Source organism: Mesorhizobium sp. B2-3-11 (assembly GCF_006442215.1).
GTDB classification, from domain to species: Bacteria; Pseudomonadota; Alphaproteobacteria; order Rhizobiales; family Rhizobiaceae; genus Mesorhizobium; species Mesorhizobium salmacidum.
The window spans coordinates 491,954-509,344 of sequence record NZ_VFVS01000001.1; the positions used below are offsets into that span (position 1 = coordinate 491,954).

Here is a 17,391-nt window from a genome sequence, read left to right on the forward strand (position 1 = left end):
CGCACAAAAGTCAAGAATTCGGAGGCTCGCGGCCGCGCTGGCGGCGGCAATGGCTAAAATTCAAATAAAGGAAGGCTCAAACCGCCAGAAAATGGTGAACGCGGCGGTTACCATAAACGGATTGGTAACGCTGCCCCGCTAGCTTGGCTGGAAGTGAGGCAGGATCCCTTTGCCGCCTCCAACGCAACGAGAAATTCAAAGGAACTACCAGTGCGTCAGGCGTTGTCGGGCATCGTTTCCAAATCCGCGTCCCCTCTCAAAACGATCATGATCCTCGCCATGGCGATGACATTCGTCGTCGCGGGTGCCGCCTCGTCGTTCGCGGCAAAATCGGCAGCCATCGTCGTCGACGCCAAGACCGGCAAAGTGCTCTACTCGGCCAATGCCGATGGCCGGCGCTATCCTGCCTCGCTGACCAAGATGATGACGCTCTATCTGACCTTCGAAGCGATGGCGAAGGGCAAGATCAGCAGAAACACGCCAGTCGTGTTTTCAGCCCATGCATCCGCCGAGGCGCCGACCAAACTCGGCGTGAAGCCGGGCGGATCGGTCGCGGTCGAGACCGCGATCCTGTCGATAGTCACGAAGTCGGCCAACGACTCGGCGACCGCGCTCGGCGAGATGCTCGGCGGCAATGAAACCAATTTCGCCCGCATGATGACGGCCAAGGCGCGGCAGCTCGGCATGAACGGCACCGTCTTCCGCAACGCCAACGGCCTGCCCGACCCGGGGCAGTTCACCACCGCGCGCGACATGGCCACGCTCGGCATCGCACTCAGGGAACATTTTCCCCAGTACTATGGCTATTTCGCGCAGCGCTCCTTTCTCTACGGTCGCCAGCGCATCAACGGGCACAACCGCCTGCTCGGACGCATCAAGGGCGTCGACGGCATCAAGACCGGCTACACCCGCGCCTCCGGCTTCAATCTCGTCTCATCCGTATCTGACGGCAACCGCCGCCTTGTCGCCGTCGTCATGGGCGGCACCTCGGGCGGCAGCCGCGACAACCAGATGGCTGGTCTGATCAACGCCTATTTGCCGAGGGCATCGACCCGCGGTGGCGGCGATCTGGTCGCCAAGGCGGACAGCAATCCCATCAGCGCACTTGCGAAGGTTCTCCTGCCCAAGCATGACGCGCCGACTCCGGACGAAAAGCCGGTGGCCGTGGCGGAAGCCGATACGGCCGTCGCGAACGACGCGACCGTTGCCCAGGGCGACAGCGAGGACGAGGATACAGCCGAGGCAGAGACCCCCAAGCTGGTTGTCCCGGCAAAGAAGGTGAAGACGGTCATCGTCTCCGCTCCCAAGGTCGCCACCGCACAGGTCGTGGCTGCCTATGCAGAGCCCGCCCCGGCCGTTGATCCGGTCAACACCGCGTCGGTCCCGTCAGGCTGGGCCATCCAGGTCGCTTCCTCGCCGAAGCAGTCCGAAGCCCAGGCTTTCCTCGACAACACAACCAAGCAGGCTCCCAAGGTGCTGGCCGACGCTTCCGGCTTCACCGTCGCTTTCGACAAGGACGGCGTCACCTACTACCGCGCGCGTTTCGGCGGCTTTGGGTCGAAGGATGCCGCGTGGAAGGCTTGCACCGCTTTGAAGAAGAAGAAAATCGAGTGCTACGCCGTCCAGCAATAGGACCGCGTGGAAGGTATCTCCCGGAAAAATTTTGCGTCGAAGGAGACTAGTTGTGATTGGAGAGCAAGACGTCCTTGGCTTCGTTAATCCGCGCCGCCAGGAAAGACGTGCCGCCGATATCGGGGTGCAGGCGCTGCATCAGGCGGCGGTGCGCCTTGCGGACATCCGCCGCGGCGGCCCCCGCTTCAAGACCAAGGACCTTGTAGGCCTCCTCCTTAGTCATGGCGCCCGGACTTGGCGCAACACCCAGCCCTTCGCCACCGTTCGTCTCAGCGTGTTTGCGCCAGACGGGAAATCTGCCGTCAAGATACGTCTCTAGCAACTGCCGGCTCTCCGGATCGCCGGAGAGCTCGCGGTAGAGATGCTGCAATTCCGCAAGGGTCATCGAGCCGAGCATCTTGCCATCGTGGCGGCCGGCCAGAACCAGCCCTTCAAGGCCGCCCGTATTGTGATCGAGTTCCATCTCGAGTGCCGCTGTCCGCACGGTTGAGCGTTTTCCAGCAACCGGCCTGGCATTTGGCCGGCCTGTACGCGTGGCGCCGTACCAGGCGATTGCCACGAACAGGATGATGCCGCCGATGGCTTGATGCCCTACCAGGAGCACGGCGCCGCCGACCAGCGCCAGCAGGATCGGCCCCAAGGTTCTCATCCCGCTTGCGAGTTGCGCCGGATCCGCGCGGAGAAAGGCCGTGGCTACCCCCAGGAGCACCAGCAACAACGCGACCACAACGATAATTGCGCCTAACATTTCCCATCGCCCCGCAGGTATCCTGTCCGCCTGGACAGCCGCGTGATGTCCTTCAACACTTTTTCTGCGCCAGAATCATGGCCTTTACCCGGGCTGGAAGAGGACCATCGTGCGAACTGGTTCCGCAACGCCGCGGCCTGTGTCGACTTCGACGGTTCTTCATCGCGCATGGATTTGAAGATGTGGCGTTGTCCCGTCGCTTGCAAGTCCAGCACGAGGCAAGATTGAGGGCCAGAAAAAGTCTAAAGCACGTCGCGTCGAAACGGACCTATGCGACGCGCTTCAGAGGCTTTGTCTTTATGCATGTCGTTCTCCCAAAACCGAGGTCACTTTTGGGCGACATGCGTTAGAGCAAGCCGAGTTCGGCCAGCTCGCGCCTGAGTTTCGGCGGCATCTCGACCAATCCCGCCTTGCCCTTGCCGAGATCGGCCGGAGCGTCCGCTGGCTTCAGGTAACGCCAGCCCTGGAAGGCGCGGCGCGGCTGCCAGTCGGTACGCACCACCTCGGGATCGAGCATCAAATGGCAGCGGCCGATGCCGTCGTCATCGATGAACGGCCGTATCTCCGTGATCAATTGGCGGCATTGCACGCTGCCCTTGATCACCCAGTAGAGCGAGCCGCCATCGGTGACCTCGGCGCCACGTGTCGGCATCATGCGGGTGGTGTGCCAGTGTTCGGCTGGTTCACCGGCACGGCGGCGCTCGTCAAGACGGAAGGCGATCCACTCTTCGAGATCCTCGACACTGTCGCAGCCGACGCAAAGCTTTAGGAGATTGAGAGCCATTCGCTAAGGTTAATTCGGGGCGCCGAGACGTCAACGGCCTGACGGACTTCTCCACAGTGCCGGTTTGGGCCAGCCCTCAACACTCCACGACGTTGACCGCAAGCCCGCCAAGGCTGGTTTCCTTGTACTTTTCGTTCATATCGAGGCCGGTCTGGCGCATGGTCTCGATCGCGGCATCGAGCGGCACGAAATGCACGCCGTCGCCTTTGATGGCCAGTGACGCGGCCGTCACCGCCTTGACGGCACCCAGAGCGTTGCGCTCTATACATGGCACCTGGACCAGCCCGCCGACCGGGTCGCAGGTCATGCCGAGATGATGTTCGAGCGCGATCTCGGCGGCATTCTCGACCTGTTCGGGCGTGCCGCCCATGACGGCGCACAGCCCGGCGGCCGCCATCGCCGAGGCCGAGCCCACCTCGCCCTGGCAGCCGACTTCGGCGCCGGAGATCGACGCATTGGACTTGATGATGCCGCCGACAGCCGCTGCCGTCAGCAGGAAGTCGCGGATGCTCGGCTGGTCGGCCTCGGGATGGAAATGCAGCCAGTAGCGCAGCACCGCCGGCAGCGTGCCGGCCGCGCCGTTGGTCGGCGCGGTGACGACACGCCCGCCGGCGGCATTCTCCTCGTTGACGGCCATCGCATAGATCGAAAGCCAGTCATTGGCGAGCAGCGGGTTCGGCCGGTTCTGCTGCCACTGCTCCTGCAGCTTGTCATGCAGCTGCCTGGCGCGCCGCCGCACCTTCAGCCCACCCGGCATGATGCCGTCCTGCGACAGGCCGCGGTCGATGCAGCCCTTCATCGCATCCCAGATAGCGTCGAGACCGGTGTCGAGCGCCTCGCGCGACATCTGCGTTTCCTCGTTGGTGCGCTTCATGTCGGCAATGGAAAGGCCGCTCTTGGCCGCCATCTTCAGCATCTCGACCGCGTTCTTGAAGGGATACGGCACCTTCTTGCCCTCGGTCGTGACCGAGCCCTTTGCCTTCATCCGCTGCAGCTCTTCTTCCGAAACCACGAAGCCACCGCCGATCGAATAGTAGATGCGCTTGAGCAGCAACCGGCCGCCGGCGTCGTAGGCGTAGAACGCCATGCCGTTGGCATGACCGGTGAGCGGTGTCTTGCGGTCGAGCACCAGATCGGTGGTCGGGTCGAAATGGTAGGATGGGTGGCCGGGCGGTGAAATCAGCTTGTCGGCGGTGATGCGGCTGATGATGCCGTCAGCCTGGTCGGGGTCGACCGTTTGCGGCGTCTGGCCGGCAAGGCCGAGAATGACGGCACGGTCGCTGCCATGGCCGATGCCGGTATAGGCGAGCGAGCCATGCAGGCTGGCGCCGATGCGGTCGACCTTGGCGCCGGCGGGGCGCGGCCAGTCGTCGCCCGCGACCTCGTCGAGAAACCGGCGCGCAGCCGTCATAGGCCCCATGGTGTGCGAGCTCGAGGGGCCGATGCCGATCTTGAACAGGTCGAAAACCGAAAGGAACACGCTGTCTCCTGGATCATGTCGAGGACTACATATAGGAATTCCCGAGATGTTTCCGCTCTTTTGACAATCGCGGCGCAGCACCTGCCGACCTTGTTTGCTCCGGCAGCGACATTGATTGCCCGACGCTGCATGCGGCGATCAAAGCGATCAAGATGTGATAAATTCCCCCTATGGGCGATTCCTCCTATCTTTCGACGGCCGATCTCGCGGCGCTGGGCTTTTTCCTCCTCGCATGGGTGCTGCACACGCTTGCGTCCGATGGCAAGCTGGTTAGCCGCATCTCGCTGACGACTGCAATGAATGCCCAACGCGAGGCCTGGATGCGCACCATGGCCGAGCGTGAGATCCGCATCGTCGACACCGCCATCATGAGCGGCCTGCAGCAGGGAACCGCCTTCTTCGCCTCCAGTTCACTGATCGCGCTCGGCGGCTGTTTCGCCCTGCTTGGCGCGTCCGACCGGGTGCTTGAGGTGCTGAGCACTCTGCCCTTGGGCGGCGCGCCGTCGCGCTCGGCCTTTCAGATCAAGGTGCTGGGACTGGTGCTGATCCTGGCCTTTGCCTTCTTCAAATTCGGCTGGGCCTACAGGCTGTTCAATTACTGCTCGATCCTGATTGGCGCCGTGCCGATCCCACATGGCGAAGCCTCGCGCAATCACGTCACGCAAACGGCTGTGTGGCGCGCGACGCAAATGAATGTGCTGGCCGGCAAGCATTTCAATTCGGGCTTGCGCGGCGTGTTCTTCTCGATCGGCTATCTCGGCTGGTTCGTGGATCCGGTGGTGTTCGTGCTGTCGACGCTTCTGCTGCTGGCCGTCCTGATACGGCGCCAGTTCTTCTCGGCGGCGCGGCGCGCCGTGATCGGTCAGCCGCCCGGCGCCGGAAACGGCTGATCGATACGCCCGGAAAGCCAATAGGCGAAAAGTCCGATCCACTCGCGGACGGCCATGGTCGTGTTCTGCACTGAATCGGCCGCATTGTCGCGAAACAGCCCGATGCCTTCCCGACCGGAGGTGCGATAGTCGACCGGCCAGGGAACGGTTGAAAAACCGGCCTTGTCGAACAGCGCCTTGGCGCGTGGCATGTGAAAGGCTGATGTCACCAGTAGCCATGTCTCGCCCGGTTTGGGTTTGACCAGTTCGTGGCTGAAGACCGCATTCTCGTAGGTGTTGCGGGATTTGTCTTCGAGGATCAGCCGATCGGCCGGGACACCCAGCGCCTCGAGCAGGCGCGGAGCGGTGTCGGCATCACCTTCGCCGTCGAAGAACAGTGAGCCGTTTCCACCGGAGACGACCACCTTTGCCTGCGGGAAACGCCGGGCGAGGATTGCGGTCTCGACCATGCGATCGCCGCTGCTGTTCAATTCATAGCCGCCACGCGCGAGGTTGATGGCGCCCTCGAAGCCGCCGCCGAGCACGACGATGCCGTCTACCTTCGCCGGCAAAGGCGGCTTGGGAAAGCGTTCCTCCAACGGATTGAGCATCATGGCGCCAAATGATGTCCAGGCCGACAGCGCAAGGATCAGGAACGCCAGCACGCTGCCGGTGACGGCAAGTCGCCGCCGGCCGATCATCCCGGCGATCAGCCCCGCCAAAAGCAGGAAGATCGTCAGGTTGAGCGGCTGGATGAAGAACCAGAAGATCTTGGAAAGATAGTAGAACATCGCTCAACCCTTACGGCATCAAGGGCTCTGTAATGCTTTGGTTTTGCGCATGATTCTCTCCGAAAATCGATCGCGATTTTCGGGATCATGCGCCAGGCGAGCGGTACCCTTACCACCACTTCTCCGGCTGGAATGAGCCGGCCGCCTGCTCGATGACGGCGGCGGTCTGGAACAATGTCTCTTCCTCGAACGGCCTGCCGATCAGTTGCAGGCCGAGCGGCAATCCCTTGGGATCCAGGCCGGCAGGCACGGCAATGCCCGGCAGACCGGCCATGTTCACGGTGACCGTGAAAATGTCGTTGAGATACATCTTGACCGGATCGGCGGCCATGTCCTCGTCGGCTATGCCAAAGGCGGCGGACGGTGTAGCCGGCGTCAGGATGACATCGACGCCGGCGGCGAAGACGTTTTCGAAGTCGCGCTTGATCAGATTGCGCACCTTCTGAGCCTGCAGATAGTAGGCGTCGTAGTAGCCGGCCGACAGCACATAGGTACCGATCATGATGCGGCGCTTGACCTCGCGGCCGAAGCCGGCGGCGCGGGTCTTCTCGTACATCTCGACGATGTCCTTGCCCGGCACGCGCAAGCCGTAGCGGACGCCGTCATAGCGGGCGAGGTTGGAAGAAGCCTCGGCCGGCGCGACGATGTAATAGGCAGGCAGCGCATACTTGGTGTGCGGCAGGGAGATGTCGACGATCTCGGCACCGGCATCCCTGAGCCAGGCAATACCCTTCTGCCACAGCGCCTCGATCTCCTCCGGCATGCCGTCGACGCGGTATTCCTTGGGAATGCCGACCTTCATGCCCTTGATCGGCTTGCCGATCGCAGCCTCATAGTCCGGCACCGGCCGGTCGACGGACGTGGTGTCCTTCGGATCGGCCGAGGCCATCGACTTGAGCAGGATCGCGGCATCGCGCACGTCGCGAGCGATCGGCCCGGCCTGGTCGAGCGACGAGGCAAAGGCGACGATGCCCCAGCGCGAGCAGCGGCCATAGGTCGGCTTGATGCCGACCGTGCCGGTGAAGGCGGCCGGCTGGCGTATCGAACCGCCAGTGTCGGTCGCCGTCGCACCGGCACACAGGAAGGCTGACACAGCGGTCGCCGAGCCGCCGGAAGAGCCGCCCGGCACCAGCTGTGCATTGTCGAGGCTGCGCTGGGTTTTCGTGCCACCAGCCGAAACGAAGCCGCCGTCACCCTGATGTGTCGTCGGCATCACCACCGTATCGAGGCGCGAACGCCGCCACGGGTTGATGACCGGGCCATAGTAGGAGGTCTCGTTGGACGAGCCCATGGCGAATTCGTCCATGTTGAGCTTGCCAAGCATGACCGCGCCGTCGGCCCACAGATTGGATGTGACAGTCGATTCATAGCGCGGCTTGAAGCCGTCGAGCACGTGGCTGCAAGCCTGGGTATGGACGCCTTCGGTGCCGAACAGGTCCTTGATCCCGAGCGGAATGCCCTCCAGCGCACCGCCCTCGCCCTTGAGCAGCCTGGCGTCCGACGTCTTGGCCATGTCGCGCGCCTTGTCGCCGGTCACCGCGACATAGGCATTGAGCGTCGGATTGGCGCGATCGATCGCCAAGAGATAGGCCTCGGTGATCTCGGTCGCGGTGATCTCCTTGGCGCGCAGCTTGGCGCGGGCCTGTGAAATCGTCAGATGGGTCAGGTCGCTCATCAAAGGCTCTTTTCGTAAAATACCGACCACTCGGAATCGGGATAATCCAGCACCGGGCCGCAACGCGAGAAACCGGCACGTTCATAGACGGTCCAGGCGGCGGGATGGCGATCGCCGGTCTCCAGCACCAGCCGCTTCAGCCCTTCATCGCGCGCCAAGGCTTCAACGCGTTCCACAATCCTGGCACCGATCCGCCGACCGCGATGCGATGGCCTGATATACATGCGTTTGACCTCGCCAATGGCGCCGCCATGGCGCTTCAGCGCTCCACAACCAATGGCGGTGCCGTTGTCGCGGGCGATGAACACGGTCGTGTCATGGCCCGCCATCTGCTCGACCGTCAGATGGTAGCAATGCTCCGGCGGCGTCAATTCGAGCAAGGTTTCGTTGAGTTGCCTGACCAGGTCGCGCACGTCATTCTGCAGCGGCGTCTCGATGGCGATCTCGATTGCCATCGACGCCTTACTCCACGACCTTCGGCACGAGGAAGAAATTCTCGTCGGTCGCCGGTGCATTGGCGACAATGTCGGCCGCCTTGTTGCCGTCGGTGACGACATCCCCGCGCTTCTTCATCTCCATCGGGGTCACCGAGGTCATTGGTTCGACGCCGGAAACATCGACCTCGTTCAGTTGTTCGACGAAGCCCAGTATGGCGTTCAACTCGCCGGTCATGCGCTCGGCATCTTCCTCGCTCACTGCGATGCGGGCGAGATGCGCAACGCGCTTCACTGTCTTGACATCAACGGACATGTATTCGCCTCGGGAAAAACCAGTCCGCGCTATAGCGGCGCGGCGCGCGGCGCGCAACATGCGCCGGCCGACAATCGGGCAAACAGCTTCATGGCAGCTCAACGCCTTCGCATAGATAATAGCTGCCGCTGTTACCGCTCGCCTCGCTCTCATCGTCGATGGGCCGGACCGAGACGAGATCGAGCTGCGTCGGGCTGATCCGCGTCACCGACAGGACATCGGGAAAGACATAGCCCGGTTCCTGGCAGATGGCCGTCACCGCCCAGCTCGGCGAGCGCGTCGCCTTGCTGACCTGCACGAACTCGCAATTGTATTCCACGCCTTGCAGGCCATTCTTCGAAAGCACGGTGTTGCCGGCATCGACAAGCGTCTGCAGCGTGTCCTTTTTAGCCTGCACGCAAAGTTCCTCGGACTGGAGATAGACGCCTTCGATGAAATCATCCGCGGCGAGCGCGGGCGACGCCGCGACAAACATCGACACGCAAAGAGATCGCCCCAACGCCATGGATTTGTTCCGCTTTGGTTGTTTCTAGATGGTAATCGTTTCCCCGATGTTCGGCAATGCGACCTTGACGCCGGAACCTTCCATGCCGGCTTCGAACTTCTCAGGCGTCGGATCGATCATCGGAAACGTGCCGAAATGGCAAGGGATAACCGTGTCGAACTTGAAGAAGCGGCGGCAGGCAAGGGCTGCCACCGCGCCGCCCATGGTGAAGCGGTCGCCGATCGGAACAATACCGATCTTCGGCTCGTGCAATTCGTTGATCAGCGCCATGTCGGAAAAAATGTCGGTATCGCCCATGTGGTAGAGCGTCTTGTCTTCCGGGAAATGCAGAACCAGCCCGCCCGGATTGCCGAGATAGACGTTCTTGCCGCCCTCTTCGCCAAACGAGGAAGAGTGCAGCGCCTGGACGAAGGTGGTGGTGAAGCCGCCGCAATCGACCGTGCCGCCGATATTGCCGGGATTGATCCCCTTGTCGCTGACGCCCTTGCCGACCAGGTACATGCAGATCTCGAAATTGGCGACCAGTTGCGCGCCGCTCTTGCCGAGCACTTCCAGCGCGCCGCTGATGTGGTCGCTATGCCCGTGTGTCAAAAGAACATGCGTGATCCCTTCGGCCGGCCCTTCCCAATCGCCCGTCCAGGACGGGTTGCCGATCAGATAAGGGTCGATCAGGATTTTCGCGGCACCCGTTTCGATGCGGAAGGCCGAGTGGCCGTACCAGGTCAGTTTCATGAATGCATTTCCTCGATTTTTGCCGAGCCAGACGATAGAACGCCGATAGCCCAGATATCAAAGGGTATAGTGTCCGCCGCGCATCCGAAAAGACGCGTGGCGCCGAAAAGACGAGGAAAACCGTTGGCTGTCATCACGATTGAGCAATTGCCGGCACGGCTCGCCCATGGCAAGACCCTGGCGGGGCTCGATCTCGGCGACAAGACGATCGGCGTCGCTGTTTCCGACCGGGGTTTCTCCTTCGCTCATCCCCGTCCGGTCATCCTCAGAAAGAAATTCTCACTCGATGCCGCCGTCCTTTTGGCGTTGCTGGAGAAGGAGAATGTCGGTGCGGTGGCGATCGGACTGCCGATCAACATGGACGGGTCGGAAGGCCCACGCGCACAGAAATCGCGCGCCTTCGTGCGCAACATGGCGCAGCTGAGTGACCTGCCCTTCGTGTTCTGGGATGAGCGGCTATCGACGGTCGCGGCCGAACGGACGCTGATCGAAATGGACTTCTCGCGCGCCAAACGTGCCGGCAAGATCGATTCGGCGGCAGCTGCCTTTATTCTGCAGGGAGTTTTGGACCGGCTTCAGTCGCTCGATGCAGCCGATCGAAGGGAACCTGAACCACCGACCTCTGCCTGATCCAGCCGATGATCTCACTGCGGCGGCGAAACGCCCACAGCGCCATAAGCAGAAAACCGTCGAAGATGCAGGTCTTGGCCACCATACCGGGGATGATCGCTGGATCGATACCGAGTATCTGACCATAGAGCTGGAAGAAGAAGTCGTGCATCTGCCGGCTGAGCATGACGTAGCCGAAATTCATGTCGTTGGCCGACAGATAGAACCAGCCCCAGAACAACGCCATCGGGCCCGCCCACAACGCGAAGATGTAGCGCATCAGCGACCTCCCTTGCCGTTCGAGCCGGTCCGGCCCGATATCAGGGAGAGCAGCGAATTATGCGCCGCGGCCTTCGCCATGCTGTGCGCCGTGGCGTGGAATTCGTCCTCATCCAACGCAGCTACCGAACGCCGTTCGGCGAGCATCGCGACATAGGAAGCCAGAAGTGCAGCCAGTTGCACGGCCACCACCATGAACAGACCGTTGATGCCTTGGGCCGCGCCGCCGATCAGGATCATCGACATCACGCCGGAAGCTGAAATAAAGGCGATGCGAATGACGCTGTCGGCGCCCGGGCTGGACGCGTCGTTGATCAGCGTATCGACAAAGGCCCAGAAGAACAGCACCGCCACGACCAGCAACGCGGTCGCCAGCGGAGCGACCACGACGATATTCTCCAGATTGATCAATCGGGCGCTCTCGACGGCCACCCCGAGTACGCCAAGAGCCGCCGCCACACCTCGATTTCCATCGATACAAATCAGCGCGAGCAGGCCGAAAACGATCGCCCAGTGCACGGACAGAAAGGAGGTCAATACGTGTCGCATCGTGATTCCTGCTTCGACAGGAATGACAGTGGGCTTTGCGGTGCGCTGCCGCAATGGGAACCATTTGTTAAGGTTAACGGCGGCTGGGCCGGTGAAGATTCCGGCAACGCCCTCGGATGATGAATGGCATCGCCGTCAATTCACCGTCGGATAAAGCGTATCGATGATCATGCGCGCATCGTGACGAGAATCGAGCATACCGTAGGTATTGCGCCACTGGCCCGCGAGCCGCGTCTCGACGAAAGCGTCGGCGATCCGCCCTGCCCCCAGCCGGCGCAACTCGGCCGCCGCCGCCGACAGCGCAAGCTGTTCCGTCAGCAGCCGGGCCGAGCCCTCGTCGGTCGAAGCGACCTGCATGGCCGCCTTCAGAACACCGACCGTGCCGCGTCCGCCGGCACCCAGGTCGCGGTCGATGCCGCCCAGCACCTCTTCGAAAAGGCCCGGGGCGCGGCCAAGCACGCGCAGCACATCGAGCGCCATGACATTGCCCGATCCTTCCCAGATCGCGTTGACAGGTGCTTCGCGGTAATAGCGCGCGAGCGGAGCTTCCTCGACATAGCCATTGCCGCCAAGGCACTCCATCGCCTCATAAAGCAGCGGCGGCGCGATCTTGCAGACCCAGTATTTGACGACCGGCGTCATGGCGCGGGCGAACGCCGCCTCGCCGCGATCGCTCGCCGCCTCGTCGAAGGAACGCGCCAGCCGGAACGAGAGCGCGGTCGCCGCGGCGACATCGAGCGCCATGTCGGCCAGCACCCGCTGCATAAGCGGTTGCTCGATCAGGTTGGTCCCGAACACCTGGCGATGACGAGCATGATGGATCGCTTCGGCCAGCCCCGCTCGCATGATCGCCGAAGACGCCACCGCGCAGTCGAGCCGGGTCAGCGTCACCATGTCCATGATCGTCTTGACGCCGGCGCCGGGCTCGCCGACCGTCTCGCCGATGGCGTTGACGAACTCGACCTCGGAAGACGCGTTGGAGCGGTTGCCGAGCTTGTCCTTCAGCCGCTGGAAGCGAAAGCCATTGCCCGACCCGTCGCCGAGCACGCGCGGCACCAGGAAGCATGACAGCCCCTCCGGCGCTTGCGCCAGCACTAGAAAGGCATCCGACATCGGCGCCGACATGAACCATTTGTGTCCCGTCAGGCGGTAGAACCCACTTCCGACGCGTTCCGCCCTGGTCACATTGGCCCGCACATCCGTGCCGCCCTGTTTCTCGGTCATGCCCATGCCGAGCGTCAGCCCGGTCTTCTCGACCGGCGGCTTTTGGCTCTGGTCGTATTTGCGCGTCGTTACGCGCGGCGCCCATTCGCGAAACAGTTTTGGACTGGCCATCAGCGCCGCCAGCGAGGCGCTGGTCATGGTGATGGGGCAGAGGTGTCCGGTCTCGAGCTCGGCGGTCAGGTAGAAACGGGCGGCCCGCACCTGATGGCGGCGGCCAATCTCGGCGTCGCCATTTTCCCAGACTGAAGAGTGCAGGCCGTTGGCCACCGAACGGCGCATCAAGGCGTGGTAGGCGGGATGGAATTCAACCAGGTCGATGCGCCGTCCCTGGCGATCGTGGGTCCTGAGTTTCGGTGTCTCGACATTGGCGAGGCGCGCCAGTTCCTGGGCTTCTTGCGTGAGCACGAAACGGCCAAGCCCATCGAGATCCTTGCGCACCGGATCCGAAAAGCGCTCGGCAAGCTGGATCAGCAACGGATCGCCTCGCCAGGCGTTGCCGCCCGTCAACGGCGGCGGCTGGTTCGTCACGTCGTCGGTCACGCCCAATCCTTCTAGAAAGGCCCTATCGTCGGAAAGCCTCGAATCCGAGGCCATCGGCTAGGTATAGCCCAAGCGTTGCCGCGCGCGCGACGAAAATACCGGGGAGAACGGCGTCAATCCAAAGCGGGTGCTTGCGGGCGCGAAATCCGCACCCTATAGCAGCCCCTTGAGATGACCGACGCTTCGTCCCTGCCATTCTATCCTCACCGCCATCTTCTGGGCATCAGCGATCTTTCGCCCGCCGACATCGAGTTGTTGCTCGACAGGGCGGATCGGGCGGTCGCGATCTCGCGGCAGTCCGAGAAAAAGACCTCGACGCTGCGCGGCCGCACCCAGATCAACCTCTTCTACGAAGCCTCGACCCGCACGCAGTCGTCCTTCGAACTGGCCGGAAAACGGCTCGGCGCCGACGTCATGAACATGTCGGTGGCGAGCTCTTCCGTGAAAAAGGGCGAAACGCTCATCGACACCGCGATGACACTGAACGCCATGCGGCCCGATATATTGATCATCCGCCATCAGTCGGCGGGCGCGGCGGCCCTTCTGGCGCAGAAGGTCGGCTGCTCGGTGGTCAATGCCGGTGATGGCGCGCATGAACACCCGACACAGGCGCTGCTCGACGCGCTCACCATCCGCCGCGCCAAGGGTCCGCTGTCGAAGCTGATCGTGGCGATCTGCGGCGACATCCTGCATTCGCGCGTGGCGCGCTCCAACATCATGCTGCTGAACGCACTCGGCGCACAGGTCCGCGTGGTGGCGCCCTCGACGCTGTTGCCCTCGGGCATCGAAAGGATGGGCGTCATCGTCTGCCGCTCGATGGCGGAAGGCCTCAAGGACGCGGATGTGGTGATGATGTTGCGCTTGCAGCGCGAGCGCATGGAGGGCGCCTTCGTGCCGTCGGTACGCGAATATTTCCGTTATTTCGGCCTGGATGCCGAGAAGCTGAAGGCGGCCAAGGACGACGCGCTGGTCATGCATCCCGGCCCGATGAACCGAGGTGTCGAGATCGCCTCCGAAATCGCCGACGGCCCGCAAAGCGTCATCCAGGAGCAGGTGGAAATGGGTGTCGCCGTGCGCATGGCGGTGATGGAAGCGCTGCTCGATCCCCGTCGTAATCAAGAGGGCCGCAATCAAGGGGGCCGCGGCGCATGAGCATCACGGTCTTTGAACGTGCCCGCATCCTCGACCCTTCGCGCGGCATCGACGAAGTCGGCTCGGTCATAATCGATGGCAAGAAAGTCGTTGCCGCTGGCAAGGCAGCGCTGAACCAGGGCGTCCCCGACGGCGCCACGGCAATCGACTGCGCCGGCAAGGCGATCATGCCAGGTTTGATCGATGGCCGCGTCTTCATCGGAGAGCCGGGCGGCGAGCATCGCGAAACCATCGCTTCGGCGAGTGTCGCCGCGGCCGCGGGCGGGGTGACGTCGATCGTCATGATGCCCGATACCGACCCGGTGATCGACAATGTGGCGCTGGTCGAATTCGTGCTGCGCACCGCCAAGGATACGGCCGTCGTCAACATCTTTCCGGCCGCCGCCATCACCAAGGGCCTCCACGGGCGCGAAATGACGGAGTTCGGCCTGCTACGCGAGGCGGGTGCGGTCGCCTTCACCGATGGGCGGCATACGATATCGAGCGCGCTGGTGATGCGCCGCGCGCTGACCTACGCGCGCGATTTCGGCGCCACCATCGTCCATGAAACGCAGGATGCCGACCTTGGGTCCTCGGGCGTCATGAATGAAGGCCTGTATGCCAGTTGGCTCGGTCTTTCCGGCATTCCGCGTGAAGCCGAATCCATCCCGCTCGAGCGGGACCTCGCGCTGGCGCGGCTGACGCGCGGTTCGTACCACGCCGCGAAGATCTCGACGGCAATGGCGGCAAGCGCCATGGCGCGGGCGAAGGCTGACGGCGCGGCAGTGACATCGGGCGTATCGATCCACAATCTGTCGCTCAATGAAAACGACGTCGGCGAGTACCGCACCTTCTTCCGCCTGACGCCGCCGCTGCGCGCCGAGGAAGACCGGCTGGCTGTGATCGAGGCGGTGAAGGACGGAACGATCGATGTCATCGTCTCTTCGCATGATCCGCAGGATGTCGACACCAAGCGGCTGCCCTTCGCTGACGCCGCTGCTGGCGCCATCGGCCTCGAAACCCTGCTTGGGGCGGCCTTGCGGCTCTACCACAATGGCGACGTGCCTTTGCTCAGGCTGATCGAAACCTTGTCCACCGCGCCGGCGAGGCTGTTTGGATTGCCCGGCGGCACACTGAAGCCGGGCGCGGTAGCCGATCTCGCCCTCGTCGATCTCGATGAACCCTGGATTGTCAGTGAAAGCGGCATCCGCTCGCGCTCGAAAAACACATGCTTCGAAGGCGCACGACTGCAAGGCAAGGTCTTGCAAACGCTGGTGGCGGGCCGCACAGTATTTTCTGCCTGAGCCGGCGGTAACCATGCCACATCGGACATGGTTGTGGACAATGCGGGGGAAACAATGACTTACGGCCTGATCCTGGCGTTGGTGTTCGGTTATCTGCTGGGCTCAATTCCGTTTGGCCTGCTGCTCACCCGCGCGGCTGGCCTTGGTGACGTACGCAAGATCGGCTCCGGCAATATCGGCGCCACCAATGTGCTGCGCACCGGCAACAAGGGCCTCGCCGCCGCCACCTTGCTGCTCGATGCGCTGAAAGGCACGGCCGCCGTGCTGGTAGCAGGCCATTTCGCGCCTGAGACGGCGGTCTGGGCTGGCTTTGGCGCCTTTCTGGGCCACCTGTTTCCGGCATGGCTGAGGTTTAAAGGGGGCAAGGGCGTCGCGACCTATCTCGGTGTGCTGGTCGGCCTTGCCTGGCAGGTGGCGTTGATCTTCGCCATTGTCTGGCTGGTGATGGCTTTTCTGTTCCGCTTCTCCTCGCTGGCAGCGCTGGCTGCGGCCGTCGTCGTCCCGATCGCCCTGTATTTCATGAGCACACCGCGGATTGCAGTGCTGTTCGTGGTGATGAGCATCATTGTCTTCATCAAACACCGGGAAAACATTTCGCGGCTGATTGCCGGCACCGAAGGCAAGATCGGAGCCAAGGGGTGAGCGAACCGGCCGCCGGGCCGCGTCTCACCGATCGCCAGCGGCTAAGCTGGCTGCGGCTGATCCGCACCCAGAATGTCGGCCCGGCCTCTTTTCGCGACCTGATCAACCGCTTCGGTTCGGCCGAGGTCGCGTTGGAAATGCTGCCGGAACTGATGATTTCCGGTGGCGCCAACCGGATCGTTCGCATCCCTTCCGTTGCCGAAACCGAGGCCGAGATGGAGGCCGCGAGGCGGATCGGTGCACGCTTTGTCGGCATCGGCGAGGCAGACTATCCGCCGCTGCTGCGCAGCATGGACAATCCGCCGCCGCTGCTGGCGGTCAAGGGTAATGCCGCGGTGTTCCGACTGCCGGGGGTCGCGATTGTCGGCGCCCGCAACGCGTCGCTTGCCGGCATCAAGATGGCGCGCATGCTGGCAGCCGATCTCGCAAGAGAGGGCTACGGCATCATCTCCGGCCTGGCGCGCGGCATCGACACAGCGGCGCATCAGGGCAGTCTCTTGACCGGTACGGTCGGAGTGCTCGCGGGCGGCCTCGACCTGCCCTACCCGCCCGAAAATACCGGCCTGTGCGATGACATTGCCGAGCGCGGCGCCATCATCTCGGAAATGCCGTTCGGCTGGCAGCCGCGTGCCCAGGATTTCCCGCGCCGTAACCGTCTTGTTGCTGGTGCTGCCCTTGGACTGGTGGTGGTCGAGGCAGCGCAGCGCTCAGGCTCGCTGATCAGCGCCAGGCTTGCCGGCGAGATGGGCCGACTCGTCTTTGCGGTCCCCGGCTCCCCACTCGATCCGCGCGCAGCCGGTACCAACGGCCTGCTCAAGGACGGCGCCACGCTGGTCACCGAAGCTTCGGACATAGCCAGGGCGATCCTTCCGCTGACCGGCATGCGAGCGCCTGAGGTGCCGCCGTTTGAAGACCCGCCCGATTTTTCGGCAACACCGCCACCGGGCGAGAGCGACTGCGCCAAGGTGATCGAGGCGCTGGGGCCGACACCGGTGCCGGTCGACGAAATCATCCGCCACACCGGCCTGCACCCGGCCCAGGTCTTCATGGTGCTGCTGGAACTCGACCTCGCCAGTCGCCTCGAGCGCCACGCGGGTGGCAATGTTTCGCTGGTTTTCGGGGAAGGCTGACGACAGCGCCGCCTGCA

The 17,391-nt window shown here is 63.1% G+C and carries 19 protein-coding genes; 7 read left to right on the forward strand and 12 right to left on the reverse strand.

Features of this window, described 5'->3' with window-relative positions; genetic code table 11:
- Nucleotides 1-210 precede the first annotated feature (210 nt).
- Complete coding sequence (locus FJ960_RS02620) at nt 211-1,632, forward strand: D-alanyl-D-alanine carboxypeptidase family protein (RefSeq protein ID WP_140505495.1); 1,422 nt, start codon at nt 211-213, stop codon at nt 1,630-1,632.
- Nucleotides 1,633-1,678: 46 nt separating this feature from the next.
- Here the strand turns inward: FJ960_RS02620 and FJ960_RS02625 are convergent, their stop codons facing one another.
- From FJ960_RS02625 to FJ960_RS02635, 3 genes are all read right to left on the reverse strand, one after another.
- Entirely contained in the window at nt 1,679-2,380 is a 702-nt protein-coding gene (locus tag FJ960_RS02625) for a DnaJ domain-containing protein (RefSeq protein ID WP_140711686.1), read from the reverse strand.
- Between the two features lie 346 nt (nt 2,381-2,726).
- Nucleotides 2,727-3,164, reverse strand: coding sequence for a DUF1489 family protein (locus tag FJ960_RS02630; protein WP_140505498.1), 438 nt, complete (start codon nt 3,162-3,164; stop codon nt 2,727-2,729).
- Nucleotides 3,165-3,240: 76 nt separating this feature from the next.
- The gene (locus FJ960_RS02635) at nt 3,241-4,644 is read right to left on the reverse strand and encodes an L-serine ammonia-lyase (protein ID WP_140505500.1); all 1,404 of its coding nucleotides are present in this window, start codon (nt 4,642-4,644) and stop codon (nt 3,241-3,243) included.
- Between the two features lie 170 nt (nt 4,645-4,814).
- Here FJ960_RS02635 and FJ960_RS02640 point away from each other — a divergent pair, with 170 nt between their 5' ends.
- Nucleotides 4,815-5,534: a DUF599 domain-containing protein gene (locus FJ960_RS02640; protein WP_140711688.1), complete on the forward strand. Its 720-nt coding sequence runs from the start codon at nt 4,815-4,817 to the stop codon at nt 5,532-5,534.
- On the opposite strand, the gene FJ960_RS02645 is transcribed toward FJ960_RS02640, so the two are convergent.
- The 6 genes from FJ960_RS02645 to FJ960_RS02670 all read right to left on the reverse strand — a co-directional run bounded on the left by FJ960_RS02645 (nt 5,507) and on the right by FJ960_RS02670 (nt 9,966).
- Nucleotides 5,507-6,304, reverse strand: a complete 798-nt coding sequence (locus FJ960_RS02645) for a YdcF family protein (protein WP_140711690.1) — start codon at nt 6,302-6,304, stop codon at nt 5,507-5,509. The two genes, FJ960_RS02640 and FJ960_RS02645, sit on opposite strands and share 28 nt — an antisense overlap.
- Nucleotides 6,305-6,413: 109 nt before the next feature.
- Nucleotides 6,414-7,979 carry an amidase family protein gene (locus tag FJ960_RS02650; RefSeq protein ID WP_140505505.1) on the reverse strand — a complete coding sequence of 522 codons (1,566 nt, stop codon included), beginning with the start codon at nt 7,977-7,979 and terminating at the stop codon, nt 6,414-6,416.
- Complete coding sequence (locus tag FJ960_RS02655) at nt 7,979-8,434, reverse strand: GNAT family N-acetyltransferase (RefSeq protein WP_140505507.1); 456 nt, start codon at nt 8,432-8,434, stop codon at nt 7,979-7,981. The genes FJ960_RS02650 and FJ960_RS02655 overlap by 1 nt, the downstream gene beginning before the upstream one ends.
- Nucleotides 8,435-8,441: 7 nt before the next feature.
- Nucleotides 8,442-8,729 carry an Asp-tRNA(Asn)/Glu-tRNA(Gln) amidotransferase subunit GatC gene (gatC, locus tag FJ960_RS02660; protein WP_015317757.1) on the reverse strand — a complete coding sequence of 96 codons (288 nt, stop codon included), beginning with the start codon at nt 8,727-8,729 and terminating at the stop codon, nt 8,442-8,444.
- An 88-nt stretch (nt 8,730-8,817) separates the two neighbouring features.
- Entirely contained in the window at nt 8,818-9,234 is a 417-nt protein-coding gene (locus FJ960_RS02665; protein ID WP_140711692.1) for a hypothetical protein, read from the reverse strand.
- 24 nt (nt 9,235-9,258) lie between these two features.
- Nucleotides 9,259-9,966, reverse strand: coding sequence for a metal-dependent hydrolase (locus tag FJ960_RS02670; RefSeq protein WP_140505513.1), 708 nt, complete (start codon nt 9,964-9,966; stop codon nt 9,259-9,261).
- Between the two features lie 123 nt (nt 9,967-10,089).
- On the opposite strand from FJ960_RS02670, the gene ruvX reads away from it, so the two are divergent.
- Nucleotides 10,090-10,596 (forward strand): Holliday junction resolvase RuvX, encoded by a 507-nt coding sequence (gene ruvX, locus FJ960_RS02675; protein ID WP_140505515.1) that lies wholly within the window; start codon nt 10,090-10,092, stop codon nt 10,594-10,596.
- Here ruvX and FJ960_RS02680 read toward each other — a convergent pair.
- The 3 genes from FJ960_RS02680 to FJ960_RS02690 all read right to left on the reverse strand — a co-directional run bounded on the left by FJ960_RS02680 (nt 10,514) and on the right by FJ960_RS02690 (nt 13,167).
- Nucleotides 10,514-10,855 carry a DUF6105 family protein gene (locus tag FJ960_RS02680; protein ID WP_027142588.1) on the reverse strand — a complete coding sequence of 114 codons (342 nt, stop codon included), beginning with the start codon at nt 10,853-10,855 and terminating at the stop codon, nt 10,514-10,516. The genes ruvX and FJ960_RS02680 overlap by 83 nt on opposite strands.
- Entirely contained in the window at nt 10,855-11,403 is a 549-nt protein-coding gene (locus FJ960_RS02685) for a hypothetical protein (protein WP_140711883.1), read from the reverse strand. Before FJ960_RS02685 ends, FJ960_RS02680 begins: the two co-directional genes overlap by 1 nt.
- Nucleotides 11,404-11,538: 135 nt before the next feature.
- Entirely contained in the window at nt 11,539-13,167 is a 1,629-nt protein-coding gene (locus tag FJ960_RS02690) for a DNA alkylation response protein (RefSeq protein ID WP_140711694.1), read from the reverse strand.
- A gap of 171 nt (nt 13,168-13,338) precedes the next feature.
- Here FJ960_RS02690 and FJ960_RS02695 point away from each other — a divergent pair, with 171 nt between their 5' ends.
- From FJ960_RS02695 to dprA, 4 genes are read left to right on the forward strand one after another with little or no spacing between them, the layout of a single operon-like run.
- Nucleotides 13,339-14,319, forward strand: coding sequence for an aspartate carbamoyltransferase catalytic subunit (locus FJ960_RS02695; RefSeq protein ID WP_140505519.1), 981 nt, complete (start codon nt 13,339-13,341; stop codon nt 14,317-14,319).
- Complete coding sequence (locus FJ960_RS02700; protein ID WP_140711696.1) at nt 14,316-15,602, forward strand: dihydroorotase; 1,287 nt, start codon at nt 14,316-14,318, stop codon at nt 15,600-15,602. The genes FJ960_RS02695 and FJ960_RS02700 overlap by 4 nt, the downstream gene beginning before the upstream one ends.
- A 54-nt stretch (nt 15,603-15,656) precedes the next feature.
- Nucleotides 15,657-16,244 carry a glycerol-3-phosphate 1-O-acyltransferase PlsY gene (gene plsY / locus FJ960_RS02705; protein WP_140711698.1) on the forward strand — a complete coding sequence of 196 codons (588 nt, stop codon included), beginning with the start codon at nt 15,657-15,659 and terminating at the stop codon, nt 16,242-16,244.
- Nucleotides 16,241-17,374 carry a DNA-processing protein DprA gene (gene dprA, locus FJ960_RS02710; protein WP_140711700.1) on the forward strand — a complete coding sequence of 378 codons (1,134 nt, stop codon included), beginning with the start codon at nt 16,241-16,243 and terminating at the stop codon, nt 17,372-17,374. Before plsY ends, dprA begins: the two co-directional genes overlap by 4 nt.
- Nucleotides 17,375-17,391 lie beyond the last annotated feature (17 nt).